General features: G+C 61.1%; 11 protein-coding genes. 3 read left to right on the top strand and 8 right to left on the bottom strand.

The genetic code is table 11. The features are described 5' to 3' along the window. The first annotated feature begins 70 nt into the window (after window positions 1-70). Together DN745_RS01320 and DN745_RS01315 are read left to right on the top strand one after the other, a co-directional pair. Entirely contained in the window at window positions 71-1,456 is a 1,386-nt protein-coding gene (locus DN745_RS01320; RefSeq protein WP_111331434.1) for a PhoH family protein, read from the top strand. Window positions 1,457-1,534: 78 nt separating this feature from the next. Beyond that, complete coding sequence (locus DN745_RS01315) at window positions 1,535-2,665, top strand: endonuclease/exonuclease/phosphatase family protein (RefSeq protein WP_111331432.1); 1,131 nt, start codon at window positions 1,535-1,537, stop codon at window positions 2,663-2,665. A gap of 243 nt (window positions 2,666-2,908) precedes the next feature. Here DN745_RS01315 and DN745_RS01310 read toward each other — a convergent pair whose 3' ends face one another. The 3 genes from DN745_RS01310 to DN745_RS01300 all read right to left on the bottom strand — a co-directional run bounded on the left by DN745_RS01310 (window position 2,909) and on the right by DN745_RS01300 (window position 7,905). Next, the gene (locus tag DN745_RS01310) at window positions 2,909-3,895 is read right to left on the bottom strand and encodes an XdhC family protein (RefSeq protein ID WP_111331430.1); all 987 of its coding nucleotides are present in this window, start codon (window positions 3,893-3,895) and stop codon (window positions 2,909-2,911) included. Window positions 3,896-4,042: 147 nt separating this feature from the next. Then, on the bottom strand, window positions 4,043-6,361 hold the full coding sequence (locus DN745_RS01305) for a xanthine dehydrogenase molybdopterin binding subunit (protein WP_111331428.1): 2,319 nt from the start codon (window positions 6,359-6,361) through the stop codon (window positions 4,043-4,045). 53 nt (window positions 6,362-6,414) lie between these two features. Beyond that, complete coding sequence (locus tag DN745_RS01300; protein WP_111331426.1) at window positions 6,415-7,905, bottom strand: FAD binding domain-containing protein; 1,491 nt, start codon at window positions 7,903-7,905, stop codon at window positions 6,415-6,417. Between the two features lie 425 nt (window positions 7,906-8,330). On the opposite strand from DN745_RS01300, the gene DN745_RS01295 reads away from it, so the two are divergent. Further along, a complete protein-coding gene (locus DN745_RS01295; RefSeq protein ID WP_111331424.1) occupies window positions 8,331-8,900 on the top strand; it encodes a hypothetical protein in 570 nt (189 codons plus the stop codon). 137 nt (window positions 8,901-9,037) lie between these two features. On the opposite strand, the gene DN745_RS01290 is transcribed toward DN745_RS01295, so the two are convergent. From DN745_RS01290 to DN745_RS01270, 5 genes are all read right to left on the bottom strand, one after another. After that, window positions 9,038-10,102, bottom strand: a complete 1,065-nt coding sequence (locus DN745_RS01290; RefSeq protein WP_111331422.1) for a YrzE family protein — start codon at window positions 10,100-10,102, stop codon at window positions 9,038-9,040. A 314-nt stretch (window positions 10,103-10,416) separates the two neighbouring features. Next, complete coding sequence (locus DN745_RS01285; protein ID WP_111331420.1) at window positions 10,417-11,265, bottom strand: bestrophin-like domain; 849 nt, start codon at window positions 11,263-11,265, stop codon at window positions 10,417-10,419. A 49-nt stretch (window positions 11,266-11,314) separates the two neighbouring features. Further along, window positions 11,315-11,968: an HdeD family acid-resistance protein gene (locus DN745_RS01280; RefSeq protein WP_111331418.1), complete on the bottom strand. Its 654-nt coding sequence runs from the start codon at window positions 11,966-11,968 to the stop codon at window positions 11,315-11,317. A 92-nt stretch (window positions 11,969-12,060) separates the two neighbouring features. Continuing rightward, window positions 12,061-12,849: a bestrophin-like domain gene (locus DN745_RS01275; protein ID WP_111331416.1), complete on the bottom strand. Its 789-nt coding sequence runs from the start codon at window positions 12,847-12,849 to the stop codon at window positions 12,061-12,063. Between the two features lie 10 nt (window positions 12,850-12,859). Then, complete coding sequence (locus DN745_RS01270) at window positions 12,860-13,750, bottom strand: bile acid:sodium symporter (RefSeq protein ID WP_275426322.1); 891 nt, start codon at window positions 13,748-13,750, stop codon at window positions 12,860-12,862. Window positions 13,751-13,805: the final 55 nt, after the last annotated feature.

Genomic DNA, 13,805 nt, shown 5'->3' with positions numbered 1-13,805 from the left:
GCAGCGCAGGATGATTGCCGGGCACAATTGAAATGCTCAATTTGAAATTCCTTTAATTTGATGAGGACTTATGCAAAAGAATTTCGTTTTTGACACGAACGTTTTGCTGCACGACCCGCGAGCCATCTTCAAGCTCGAAGACAATAACGTGGTCATCCCCATTTACGTCCTCGAAGAGATCGACACCTTCAAAAAGCAGATGACCGAGCTGGGGCGAAACGCGCGCGAGACCAGCCGCATCCTCGACGAGTACCGCGTCAAGGGAAACCTCAAAGAGGGCGTCGCGCTGGAGCGCGGCGGCACGCTTCGGGTGCTCGCCACCACCCGCTCGCTCGACGGCAAATTCCTGCACTCCAGCGCCAAAGATAACCTGATCCTCGCCGTCGCCCTGGACCTGCAGGAGCGCGAGCCCGACACCCCGTGCATCCTGCTCACCAAGGACGTGAACCTGCGCATTCGGGCCAACGCCCTGGGCATGGAGTCCGAGAATTACGAGGAGCAAGGCGTCTCGGTGTCGGATCTCTACCCCGGCGCCTGCGAGATCGCGGTCCCCGGCGACCTCATCAATAAGCTGCACGACGACAAGGGCCTGGAGCTCGACCTCAAGACCTACCCGCCCAAGATCAGCAGCAGCTCCACCCAGGACCCCGGCGCCCAGATGCGCCGCGCCTACACCAACGAATACGTCCTGCTGACCAACTCCGAGGGCGGCAATCAAAACTCGATGGGGCGCATCACCATCGAGGACCCCGACGAGCCGAACTTCGCCAGCATCGCCCCGCTCGGCCCGATGCGCGACAGCGTCTGGGGGCTCAAGCCGCGCAATAAGGAGCAATATTTCGCCCTGGACGCCCTGCTCGACAAGAATATCGACCTAGTCACGCTCATCGGCAAAGCCGGCACCGGCAAGACCATCCTGGCCATCGCGGCCGGCCTGCAAAAGGTCACCGACGAGCAGTCCTACCAGAAGCTCCTGGTCAGCCGCCCGGTCTTCCCGATGGGCCGCGATATCGGGTACCTGCCCGGCACCGTCGAAGAGAAGCTCAACCCCTGGATGCGCCCCATCTTCGACAATGTCGAGCACCTGATGGGCGTGTCGGCGGCCGACAAACGCGCGGGGCGCGGCGCCCAGGAGCTCATCGATATGGGCATCATCGAGATCGAGCCGCTCACCTATATTCGCGGCCGCTCGCTGCCCAATATCTTCCTGATCGTCGACGAGGCCCAGAACCTCACCCCCCACGAGGTCAAGACCATCCTGACCCGCGTGGGCGAGGGGACCAAGATCGTGTTGACCGGCGACCCCTACCAGATCGACAACCCCTACGTGGACAGCGAGTCCAACGGGCTGACCTACGTCGTCAGCAAATTTAAGGGACAATCGATCGCCGCCACCGTTTCTCTGTTCAAGGGTGAGCGCTCCGAGTTGGCCGAACTCGCCGCGAATCTTCTATAAGAGGCCACAACTGCCTTTATTGGAGCCCGACCCTCCGGGTCTGGCAGAATAATTTTTTTGTGAAGTGGATCTGTGATTATGAGCAACAAAAGCCCCTGGCCTAAACGACTCCTGATCGGGGGCCTGGGCGCCCTCGGCATCCTCGGCCTGGCCGCCGCCGTGGGCGCCATCTTTGACCCTTTTGACACCCAATTCGAAGACGTCGAAGACGCCCAACTCTACACCGCAGACTCCTACGCCATCCCGCGCACCGACGTGGGCGAATTGCGCGTCATGAATTGGAACGCCAAATTCGGCGGCGGGCGCATCGACTTCTTCTTTGATTGCCACGGCGACCGCGTCGACATGACCCGCGACGAGGTCATCGAGAACCTCGAAGGACTCGCCAAAAAGATCAAACAATACGACCCCGATATCCTGATCTTGCAGGAGATCGACATCAAGTCGAAGCGCGCCGCCGACGTCGACCAGATCCAATGGCTGCTCGACCACACCGACTTAAATTTTGGCGCCTACGCCTCTCAGTGGCGCGCGACCTTCGTGCCCTCCGACGGCATCGGCCACGTCGACTCCGGCAACGGCATCCTGTCGAAGTGGCAGATCAACCACGCCGAGCGCCTCGCCCTGCCGCTCATCGGCGAGCAAGACCCGGTCACCCAATATTTTTACCTGAAACGCAATATCCTGCGCGCGCGCGTCGAGGTCCCCGGCGACACCCCGCTGTGGGTCGCCAACGTCCATACCGCCGCCTTCGCCCAGGACGGCACCAAAAGCCGCCAGATCGCCATCTTCAAAGACGAGCTCGCCCGCCTCGACGAGCAGGGCAAAACCTTCATCGCCGCCGGCGACCTCAACACCGTCCCGCCCGGCTCCACCCACCTGCACGACTTCCCCGACAGCGTCTGCGAAACCGCCCGCTTCCAGGCCGACGACTACCGCCCCGACATCGGCGTGCTCGATGATTTTTACGCACAATACGACGCCGCGATCCCCCTGGATAAATACAAGGCCGACAACACCCCGTATTTCACCCACACCACCGACAAGAACGGCACCTGGAACCGCAAGCTCGACTACCTATTCACCAACGCCAAATTCAAGGAAGGTAGCGGCATGGTGCACCAGGACGAGAAGAGCGGCGGCATGGAGACGATGCCGCTGTCGGACCACGCGCCGGTGACGGCGGAGATGGCGTGGCCCCCGGAGTGATCGTTGATGTGTGATATCGGAGCCAAGCCCTGACCAGCCCTCCGGGTTCAACTCGCCCCTGGCGACAAGTGTTCTGGAACCCTCGTGGCCGGGGTCGACCCAGCGAGAAGGGCTCCAGAACACTTAAAACTCTCATCGACCCCTCTCGCAAGGGTTCTAGAAGACTTTTGGGAGGGGTGAACCCTGAAAGGCCGTTCAGCCAAAAACGATAAAATACAAAAAATCGGCGCGTCGGCCTAAAACCTACGCCATCGGAAACAACGCCCCACGCTCCGCCAGCAACTCCCCCGCAATACTGATGGCGATCTCCTCGGGCGTATTGCTCGTCATCGGCAGCCCGATGGGGGCGTAGATATTCTCGGCGTCCAACACCGATTTATCGAAGCCCGCGTGGATGAGGTCGCGGCGAATCATGGCGAGCTTTGCGGGGCTTCCCATGACGCCGATATAGGGCAGGGGGCGCTCAATCAGGCCGATGAGGGCGCGCACGTCGGCGGGTTGCTCGCGGGTCATGACGATGGCGTGGGTGAGCTCGGGGTATTTGAGGTGGGCGCCGGCGTCCTTGAAGTCGGCGACCGTGACGCGGTGGCGCGCGTGGTCATTGCCGACGAAGGTGAAGACCTCGGCGCGGGTGTCGAAGACGCTGACTGTGTAGCCGAGGTTGTTGAGCACGCGCGACAGCGCCAGGGCGCAGTGGCCGCCGCCGAAGATCGCGGCGCGCTTCCAATTGAGCAGTTGCGCCTCGAAGCGCCAGGCGTCGTCGTCGACCGTGAGGCGCACCGGGGCGGTGTTGCGGTCGATGACGCCCGATTCGCCCAGGGTCAGGCCGGCGGCGTCGATGCGCAGCAGGCCGGCTTCGTCGGCGGCGATGCGCCGGGCGATCTCGCGCACGACCTCCAGGTCGCGCCCCGGCTGCACCACGGCGTAGACATTGCTCTGCTCGCCGGCGCACCCCAGCCCCGACTTTTTGCCCGGCCCCTTTCTTCGGTGGTAGAGGGTTTGATAATACGGCGCGACTTCGGCGCCGCCGGCCAATAGCTCGACGCCGTGGGCGATCAGCTCGCCCTCCATCACGCCGCCGCCGATGGTGCCCTCGGTGCTGCCGTCAGGGCGCACAAAAATCTTCGCGCCGCGGGTGCCCGGGGAGTGGTCCGTATTGTCGCCTACCAGGCATAAAAAAGCGGGCTCTCCGCCCTCTAAATGCTCCCTAAGTCTGTGCCAGAATTCCATCTCTCGCCCTGAGTATTTACGCGTCGGTGATATGAATATTTCGGCGCCAAATGACGCCGAAACAGTGCTCTTTGCTCGTCGATGAGAGCCCCGAAAAGGGCATATAAAAATGGGCCCGAAGACGAATCTTCGGGCCCATTGCTCTGCTTATTCGCCGGCGACCGCGGCGACCGCGCCCGCCTCCGGGGTGGCCTTCTTCGGCTTATCGCCGTCCAGAATATGCGCGTGCAGCGACATCAGCACGCGCTCCGGGGTCATCGGGGCGTCGTAGGGGAAGTCGCGCTCGGCGTAGGCGCGCATGGCGTCGCGCAGCGCGAAATACGCGCCGATGCCGTACATCAGCGGCGGCTCGCCGACGGCCTTGGAGCCGCGGGGGCCCATCGGGTTCTCGGTCGAGCGCATCTTCACCTCGACCACTTTGGGGCTCGAGAAGACGTCGGGCGCCTTATAGGTCGACAGCGCGTTCGACAGCAGGCGGCCCTTCGCGTCGTAGGCGAGCTCCTCAAGGGTCATCCAGCCGATGCCCTGGGCGAGTCCGCCTTCGAGCTGGCCCAGGTCAACGACCTCGTTGATCTGGCGGCCCAGGTCATGAACCATGCGCACCGCGTCGACCTCATAGCGCCCGCGCAGGCAATCCACGGTGACCTCGAATTGGGTCACGCCGTAGACGTGGTAGGCGAAGGGATGGCCCTTCTCTTTGGCCGCGTCAAAGTTGATGCGAGGGGTCGCGAAAAAGGCGTGTGCCGAGAGCGCGACGCGGTTTAAATACGCGTGCATCACGACGTCTCCCCACTCCCACTCGGTCGCCTCGCCGTCGACGAATACCTTCTCGTCCTTGATGGTGATGGCCTCCTCATTGCAGCCCAGCTCGGGGGCCAACATCTTGCGAAAGCGCCCAAGAATCTCGCCGGTGGCCAGAATGACGGCGTTGCCGTTGAGGTCGGTGGTGGCGCTCGCCGCGCTCGGCGACATATTCGCGATGCGGGTCGTATTGGTCGACTCGACCTTAATCCGGTCGCGCGAGATGCCCAATTCAGCCGCAGCGATCTCGGCCATATTGGTGGTCACGCCCTGCCCCATCTCGACGCCGCCGGTCGACACGCTCATGCTGCCGTCGGTGTAGATATGCACCAGCGCCGACGCCTGGTTCAGGTGGATCTTGGTGAACGAAATGCCGAAGCAAATCGGCATCACCGCCAGGCCCTTTTTGGTCGAGGTATGCGTGGCGTTATATTCCTCGATGCGCTTGCGGGTCCCGGCAAGGTCGAAGGTGTCGGCCGCGTCATCCCAGCAGGCTTTGGCCTGGCAATCCTCGACGACCTGCCCGTAGGGGAAGACATCCCCGTTCGAGATCAAGTTCTTATACTGAAGCTCTTCGCGCTCGATGCCCATGGTCTCGGCCGCTTTGCTCAGCGCCGACTCCATCACGAACATCGCCTGGGGGCCGCCGAAGCCGCGGAACGCGGTGTGCGGGTGCAGGTTCGTCTTGCACGCGGCAGCGTAGATGCGCGCGTTCGGCACCCGGTAGATATTGGTCGCGTGGAAGAGCGAGCGCTCCAAAACGGCGGTCGACAGGTCGGCCGCGGCGCCGGAGTTCTGGTAAAATTTGAAGTCCAGCGCCTTGATCGTGCCGTCTTTATTCAGACCCAATTTGAAGTCGGCCGAATAGGGATGACGCTTGCCGGTCATCTGCATATCGTCGATGCGGTTGAGCACGATCTGAACCGGCTTGCGCAGGATGCGCGCGGCCATCGTGACGATGCAGGCCCAATGGGTCGCCTGATCCTCTTTGCCGCCAAAGCCGCCGCCGAGGCGCTTCACGTCGACCTCGATCTTATGTTGCGGCACGCCGCAAATGCGGGCGCAGGCCGTCTGCACGGCGTAGGGGCTCTGGGTCGAGGAGTAGCAGCGGACCTGGTCGCCCTCGGTCGGAATCGCGCGGGAGCGCTGGGTCTCAAGGTACAGATGCTCCTGGCCGGCGATCTCGCATTCGCCCTCGACGATAAGGTCGCAATCATCCCAGGCCGCGTCGACGTCGCCGATCGCGAAGGTGCGCGGCGGGGCGATAAGCTGGCCCTTTTCGTGGGCGACGCGCGGGTCGACGATGACCGGAAGTTCGTCGATCTCGACGTCGATAAGCCCGACCGCGTGGTGCGCGATTTCGGGGGTCTCGGCCACCACGACCGCGATCGGCTGGCCGATGAATTGGACAAGATCTTCGGCGATCAAGACCTCGTCTTTAAGGATAGCTCCGACCTGGTTCTCGCCGGGGATATCCTCGGCCGTGAAGACCGCCGTCACACCCTTGAGGGCACGCGCGGCGCTTAGATCGAGGTTCTTAATCGTGCCGTGGGCGACCGGCGAGCCGAACACGGCGACATGCAACATGCCGGCTGGCTCGGGGTTATCATCGACATAAAGGGACTCGCCGCGAGTGTGAAAGGCTGCGTCAAGATGCTTTTTCATGGGTCACGATCGTTTATGAGACGGTAAAATAGGGAAATAGAAGCGCCCGGGATTTAGCTCGCGAATTCGTCGAATCGCACGCGCTCGGGATAGCATTCGGTGAAATGCGCGATCATAAATTGGCGCACGAGCAGGCGCTTATAATCCGCGCTGCCGCGCACGTCGCCGATCGGGCTCGCCTCCCCCATCGCGATCTCGCAGGCCTCTTGCAAGGTCGCCGGGCTGATCGTTTTGCCGACCAGGAAATCGCAGGTCTTTCGCAAATACAGCGGAACGGCCGCGACGCCGCCCATCGAAATTCCAACCGCCTCGATGACTCCATCGGCGTTCGCCTTGCAGCGAAAACCACTGCAGACGGTCGCGATATCAAGGGCGGTACGCTTGGACAATTTTTCGAAGTTCACGCGGGTTTGCGCGCACTCTTTGGCCGCGCCGGGAATCACGATCTCGACGATCAGCTCGTCGGCGCGTTTGTCGATGACCTTATAGTTGAGGAAGAAGTCCTTCATCGCCACCGAGCGCTGCTCTTTGCCGTTGCTCAAAATAAGCGTGGCGCCCAGGCCGAGCAGGAAGTTGCTCATATCGCCGATCGGCGAGGCGTTGACGATATTGCCGCCGAGGGTCGCGCGATTTCGCAGGTGCAGCGACGCGATAAGCTGCAGGTCATCCTGTATCGAGGGGATGAACTTCTGGACCAACGGGTCCGCGCCGAAATCCTCGAAGGTCGTCAGCGCGCCGACGTGCAGGTCGCCGTCGACGGCGCGGATGCCGCGCATATGCTTGAATTTACCCGAGATTTTGCTGCCGAAGTGGTTGAGGATCTTCACCGAGGCGTCGGGGATCTTCTCGCCCTGCTGGACGTAGAGGTCGGTGCCGCCGGCGACGAAATAGTCGATGGGGTTGCCGCCAAGGGAGACTTCGGGTTGCTCGATCGCGCCGAGGCGCTCGGCCATTTCGCTGAAGTAGGCCGGCAGCATCTCGGCCTCGACCAGCGCCGCGACGCGGTCGCCGGCCTGCCAGATATCGGCCCACTCGCCGCCGTCTGAAAAGCGCTCGATGAGTCGGTCGCCCGCACGATTAATCGCCTCGTAACCGGTGCAACGACACAAATTACCGCTGATGGCGCGCTGCATCCCGGCGCGCGTGGGCTCGCCGCGCTCGGCCATCAAATACCAGCTCATCGACACGATAAACCCGGGCGTGCAATAGCCGCACTGCGCCGCGCCGAAGTCGACGAACGACTGCTGCACCGGCGAGAGTTGGTCCATATTGACGCCCTCAATGCTGACCACGTGGCGGCCCTGCATCTCGCCAAGCGGCACCAGACACGAGGTCACCGGCTTATAGTCGACATACGCTTTTTGGGTGTCCGACCCTTCGACCAGGTCGCCGATCAACACCGCACACGCACCGCAATCGCCTTCCTTGCAGCCCTCTTTGGTGCCGGTAAGGCGCTCATTGCGGCGCAGGAAATCCAGAAGCAAAAGTCCCGGCGAGGCATCCGTCGAGATATATTGGTCGTTGAGCCAGAATTCGGTTGTCATAATCGTTCGTCAGTGTGAGGAGCACCGGGCGGTTAACGCTGAAATTACGTCACATCATAATCCCGCGCAGGCTAACAAATCAGCGCTCATTTGCACAGTATCGGCGCCACCCAGCGCGCCCAAAAAACAAAACCCCTGTCCTATCGCGTTCAACGAGGCGCGATAGGACAGGGGTTTAGTCAGTACGACGCGACAGGACCAAGTCGCTTGATGCTGCGGCGATCCACTCGCAGCCTCGGTGCTTGACGCAAGTTGATAATGACTTTCATTTGCAACTAAGTCAAGACACAATTTCGCCACGCGAGCGCACTCTGTCTCTCAGGTCGAAAAAAAGTGGCTTCACATTCGCCTTTTGATTAGGGTGAGCTCACAACCCTTGGGAGTTTATTTATCGCATTCATATCGCCCACCCACCGAGACCTTTTATGAAATATACCCTTACCCTCTGCATCCTGGCCGCCGCGTTTCTCATCAATCCCCTGTGGGGTTGCGGTGACACGGCCGAGTCCGATTTCTCGTATGACCGCCAGGATATGGTGGAATATTCGGTCGGCACCTGGACCGGGTCGCTGAAACTAGCGTCGGGCGAGCAGACGGATTTCGAGCTCGTCATCACGGAGCCGGCCGCCCAGACCGACGCGCAAGGCCTTGAGCTGCGCAAGGTCAAACAGTCGTCGTGCAATCAGCGCCAGTTCAGCCAGAGGTTAGGCGCGTATTTTGTGCGCCCCGCGTTTGCCTGCGTGAGTTCGTCCAATTTAGCCATCACGGCCAAACTCACCACGAGTGATGGAAGCTTTCGGGATCAACCCCTAAACGGCGAAATGGCAGTGCGGAGCCTGCACCTTAGTCACGCGTCGCTCAGCTTTGCGCTGCCCGACGGCGGCGGACTCCACGCCGAATGCGACGCCGATAAGAAATGCGCCAGCGGCTCTTTCTTCACGATGGAGCAGAATAATCGCGCTCAAGGCGAGTTTGTCTCGATGACGAAAAACTGAGTTATTTCAGACACCTGCGAGACCGAAGACATCTCCAGCATAACGAAACAAAAGACCCGACCGACGAGGTTGCGCCCTCGCCGGTCGGGTCTTTTGTTTAAGAACTCTGCGCTATCGTCGGGTGCGTCGCTTGGACGCTAGCCAGCGTAAACGACGCGATGGCGACGGTGTTCGATCTCCTCCCGCTCGCGCCATGCTTCGAGCCTTGGGCTACCGATATAACCGCCGGCCAGGGCCGCGAAGAGGCCGAGAACAATGCCCAACAAAGACCACCAGAGGACGGTTGCGACCGCGTCGCTCGCATCGCCGGCGGCCGACTTCGCGGTCGCCGCGATTTCCTCACCGGCTTCCTCCAGACCCGCCAGGGCTTCCTGATAGGTCTGAGCCCACTGATCGACGGTCTCGCTGGCCTCGGCGCGGCTCATATTGGTGCGGGCGGCGAGCACATTGACGACCGCGTCGCGGTCGGCGGCATCAACCACGCCGTCGAGGCTACCAAAGGCCTGATTAATGGCCTGACTCAGCTCTTGTTGGGCGTCTTGGGGAGAAGCCGCAATATCTCGGGCCGTATCACCCGCGATACCTTTAAGGTCCTCGGCTGTCTCTTCAACTTGGCCGGGCTGCAGGGCCTGGGAGTCGGTCTGGCGAAGCATTTCCTGCGCCTCGCGCTGAATCGTGCTCACGATCTGACCACGTTGCAGTTCCGGCGTTTGCTTGCCCACCTCGTCGATCACACCACCAACAGCACCGGCCGCCACGCTCGCCCCTTTGGAGACCACGCTCGTGACCCCGCTGACCAGGCTGGAGGTGAAGCTCGTCACCCCGAAGATGCCCAGCAAAAAGGCCAGCGCCCACACCACACCGGCGTTCAACGCCCCGTCGAGCCCGCGCGGCTTGCCGGCGAGTCGCCCGGAGACCCAACCACCCACAAATAGGGCGACGATAATCTGTACGGCGAGCCACAGGCCCATGCCGACCCCAAATCCGCTGAAGGGGTCGGCGTCCTGCGCCGGGTCAAAGCTGCTTAACCCGACGGCCGCCCCGAGCATGCTGAGCATGAACCAGACGGCCAGCGCCATCGCCGTGCCGGCAAAAATCGCGCCCCAAGAGGCGCGCGCCGGCGGCACGACGCGCTCTTCTTCGCCCTCGCGCCGATATTCGGAGTCTCTAACTTCCTCTCTCGTTATCGAGTCTCTGGTCATAACTGCCCCCGCGTTGGAAAATGTGTGCTGTCACTCATCGCGGCGTCCACCGAGCAGCCGACGTCTTGTGTCGTCTACGCCGAACACTCGCTGGAAAGCCACGCATCACACCTACAGCTCAAAACCCAACATGCGCACATACCCCATAGTTATCAACAACTTAAACCGAGACCAAACAATCTAAGCAGCGTGTGTTTTCTGTCATATTTTTTACTAATTGCCAAATTTTCGCGACTCATCCACTGCGCCTGCTCGGCCCAATGGCTGTTGGATGACAAAACACGTTCGCGCGCGCTGCCCCTCAACTCTGGTATTTAACGCGTCGGTGCTGCGGGCGCGTCGGGTGTTTCGGGGCCGCCACCGATGGCAGATGATCCACGCATCGACTCGCGAATCGACGCCTGGGTGTCGGCCAAAGGCGATTGGTCGACAGTGAAGAGGTGTTGGTGCACCTGGTCGAGGTCGACGATAAGCAGGAGCACCGCGGCAAAGGCGAGCACCAGCGCCAAGCTGGCGAGCAGGTTGCGGGTGCCGGCGAGCCCAAAATTCAGACCCATCACGACCATCGACAGCAAGGCCACCAAATACAGTGTCCAGATCAGGCTGGGAGGGATCCGGTAGTGAAGACTGACGGTGACGCGTTCTTCGTGGCGGTCGATCACGTCATTGAGCGCGTCGATATAGAGCCCCACCGGGACCGAGCGCGGGCGCGCCGCGGCGGCAATATCAGCCTGCTCCCACAACGCGTTCTGGATGCGCGTCGAGTTTCGAATCGCGTCATCCAGGTCGCCCATTTCGAGCGGGCGAAGGCGAGTGTCGACGTATTCGGAGAGCAACTTCTTGGAGGCATCGCGCGGCGCTTCGGGCAGAAAATCCGTGCGCAAAAAAGTCGTGCCGATATCGTTTGCCTCCTGAAGCACCAGTGCCTTTCGCTGACCGAAGCGGTCCGCCGCAATGCCGAAACTAATCGCCAGCAAAAACCCGAGCAGCGCCAACAGCGCGGCGAGGATGGTCCCGGTCTGGGCGCGCTGCTCCGGGTCGACATGCTCGCGCCGCCAACGCCCAACCCAATAGCCGCCTTCCACCATCAACCAAAAGAAGGCAATCGTCCCGGCGAAGAAGAACCACCAATGCGTCTCGCTGGATAGGACCTCGTCGATCATCGCTGCCTCCGTGGCGCCTGCCAAATTTCAAATACTGCCGCTCGCGCCACTAGGCCGGCGTCGGCTCGCTGGGCCGGTCGGAAGGCGTGTAATCGGGGTCAAATTCACGGCGATGAATCATCTGGCGCATGCGGACAGCCAGGCTCACAAAGACGATGCCGGCGAGGATTGCATAGGCCCCGACCACCCAGGCAAAGATACGCAACCCTAAGGACGGCCAGGCCAATAGAACGACCCCGAAGACCAGCGCCAACACACCACTCACCGCCAGCAGCCAACTGCCGCCAAAGATACGCCGCAGATCCACGTAGGCGACGATCTCCAACACCCCTCGAATAATCGCCCAGAAAGCAATGATGAACACCAATACGCCCACGGTGATCTGCGGCCAAATGAACGTGATCACGGCCCCGCCAATCCCGGTGAGTCCCGCCAAAATCAACGGCCAAGTATCTCCACGAGAGGTGCGCCCACCGCTGGCCGCGTAGACCAAGGCGGTGACTCCATCGCCCAATAGAGTCACCCCGAAGAGGATCACCAGGGTCGCCAGCGTGGGCCCCGGCCAGACCAGCGCGATTAAACCGAATAGCAAGGCCATGACGCCGCGCGCCATCATCCAGCCCCAGTTTTCGTAGGCGACTTGCTCCCTGATATATGTGGTCACGGTATCTCTCCCCTTCAAAATGGTCAGCACCGTCAGCATCGCTGCCTACGGACACGCGGATCACTCCCCACGAAAATAGCAACGATTTCAACAACTTCCACCAAAACCAACCACATAAACAGCGCCCTCCCTCATTGGCGAAGATCCTTTTCGAGGGAATCCCGCACATCGATAAGCGGCTGCTGGTCGACACTGAAGGCGCGCTGAACGGGGCGATCGAGGTCGATAATGAGCACCAACACTCCGGAAACGGCGAGCACCACGGCGAAGGTGAGCACGGCGCTGCGGGCGTCGCGCAAACCGGCGCTATAACCCATGACCATCAGGGTGAGGATCGCGATCCCGAAGAGCACGATCATGATGATAATCGGCAGACGGTACACGACCGTCGTGGTAATTCGCGCCTCGTCCAGATCGATCATCTCGTTCAATGAGACGATAAATAAACCCGCGAATTCCGAGTTAGGGTTCACAGATTCCAACGCGATCGCCTGATCCCATAGCTGCGTCTGAATCTTCCCGGAGCGCTCGCGCAACCGCGGGATTGTAGACGGGTCCGCCGGGGTAATTCGCAGATTCGCATACTCCAATAGAAGGCGCTGAATCTTGTCGGCATGCGCCGGTGGTAGATATTTCGAACGCAGGTAGGTCGTGCCAATCGCGTTCGCCTCATCGAGCACAATTCGTCGTCGATTCTCGAAATGTTCCGAGGCGATGCTGAAGCTGAAGGCTAAAAAGAAAGACAGGAGCGTGAGCATCCCGTTTAGCACATTGGCCGCGTGAAATTTCGTATTCGCATCGACGCCCTCTCGCCGCCGCGCGAGCCAACGCCCCACTTCGAAGACGAATAATAATAGAATCACCACCGCCAGAAGGACCCAGCCGTGCATCGGATCCACCCGCTTGAGTTGGTCGAGCATCGCTATCCCCTCAAACTTTCGGCGTCTGGCCCAATTTATGAGCGGCGCGCTTTTGGCGAACAGAATGCGTCACCATAATCGCGGCGTTCGGCAAAATCATCAGCAGCGCGTAGGCGAGCACCACCGTGTCGACGCCCGTGTTCGGGAAGAGCGTAATTCCGAAGAGCAGCACCAGACCGGCGTTTCGAATGCTGGTCACGGTCGCCAACAAACGTCGGTCCGCGCCGTCCCCACCACCCAGCACCCACCCGATGAGCCAGGTGCCAGCTACAAAGAGAACGAGCACCAACAAAACACTGCCGCCGAGGGCTTCAGCTGCATCTTTTTTGATCGCGCTGCCCACGAGCATCGCCGCGACGAAGGAAACCGTCGACATTAGGTTGATCGGCCGAGCAAGCTTCTCAGCGAGCTCGGGCGTGTGTCGACGCACCAGCGCTCCCAGGGCCATCGGCGCGAGCACCGCGGCCAAAAACGCGAGGATATTTCTGACGGCGATCAACTGACCGGGATCGCGCGGCATGGGCATCAGCGCGACTCCCACAGGCGTCGTGATCAGCGAGAGCATCGACAATAGGAACAATAGCGCGGCGGCCTGCGCCAGATGCCCGTCAATCTTGGTGCTAAATTGCAGGACATTGAGCCCTCCGGGCGCCAGCGCCAACAAAATCAGCGCGACCTGGGCATCGAGCGGCATCGGAATCACTGCGATCAGCCCGGCCGCGAGTAACGGAACGAGCAGCAGGTTCGCGAGAAGCGATCGGCCAACGAGGCCGCGGTCTCGCAGCAACCCGTTGACCTGCGCCCAAGTCACGGACAACCCAATATAGGCCATCGCGGTGACGACGAAGATAATCTCTAGCAAGAGTGTCCATCGGAACGCGTTCATGGTGCCCCCCAGCACGGGTCTATCGCTGCTATCAACTCATCAAGCGCCCGGGCATATCGCTCGGGCGCCT

The sequence above is a fragment of the Bradymonas sediminis genome, from assembly GCF_003258315.1.
Lineage (GTDB): Bacteria > Myxococcota_A > Bradymonadia > Bradymonadales > Bradymonadaceae > Bradymonas > Bradymonas sediminis.
The sequence above is the reverse complement of the archived record's forward strand: the minus strand, read 5'-3'. Positions and strand labels throughout refer to the sequence as shown.

Bases quoted from the DNA above. Each gene is read 5' to 3' on its own strand.
- DN745_RS01320 (WP_111331434.1), top strand. From the start codon at position 71: ATGCAAAAGAATTTCGTTTTTGACACGAACGTTTTGCTGCACGACCCG.
- DN745_RS01315 (WP_111331432.1), top strand. From the start codon at position 1,535: ATGAGCAACAAAAGCCCCTGGCCTAAACGACTCCTGATCGGGGGCCTG.
- DN745_RS01310 (WP_111331430.1), bottom strand. From the start codon at position 3,895: ATGGAATTCTGGCACAGACTTAGGGAGCATTTAGAGGGCGGAGAGCCC.
- DN745_RS01305 (WP_111331428.1), bottom strand. From the start codon at position 6,361: ATGAAAAAGCATCTTGACGCAGCCTTTCACACTCGCGGCGAGTCCCTT.
- DN745_RS01300 (WP_111331426.1), bottom strand. From the start codon at position 7,905: ATGACAACCGAATTCTGGCTCAACGACCAATATATCTCGACGGATGCC.
- DN745_RS01295 (WP_111331424.1), top strand. From the start codon at position 8,331: ATGAAATATACCCTTACCCTCTGCATCCTGGCCGCCGCGTTTCTCATC.
- DN745_RS01290 (WP_111331422.1), bottom strand. From the start codon at position 10,102: ATGACCAGAGACTCGATAACGAGAGAGGAAGTTAGAGACTCCGAATAT.
- DN745_RS01285 (WP_111331420.1), bottom strand. From the start codon at position 11,265: ATGATCGACGAGGTCCTATCCAGCGAGACGCATTGGTGGTTCTTCTTC.
- DN745_RS01280 (WP_111331418.1), bottom strand. From the start codon at position 11,968: ATGCTGACGGTGCTGACCATTTTGAAGGGGAGAGATACCGTGACCACA.
- DN745_RS01275 (WP_111331416.1), bottom strand. From the start codon at position 12,849: ATGCTCGACCAACTCAAGCGGGTGGATCCGATGCACGGCTGGGTCCTT.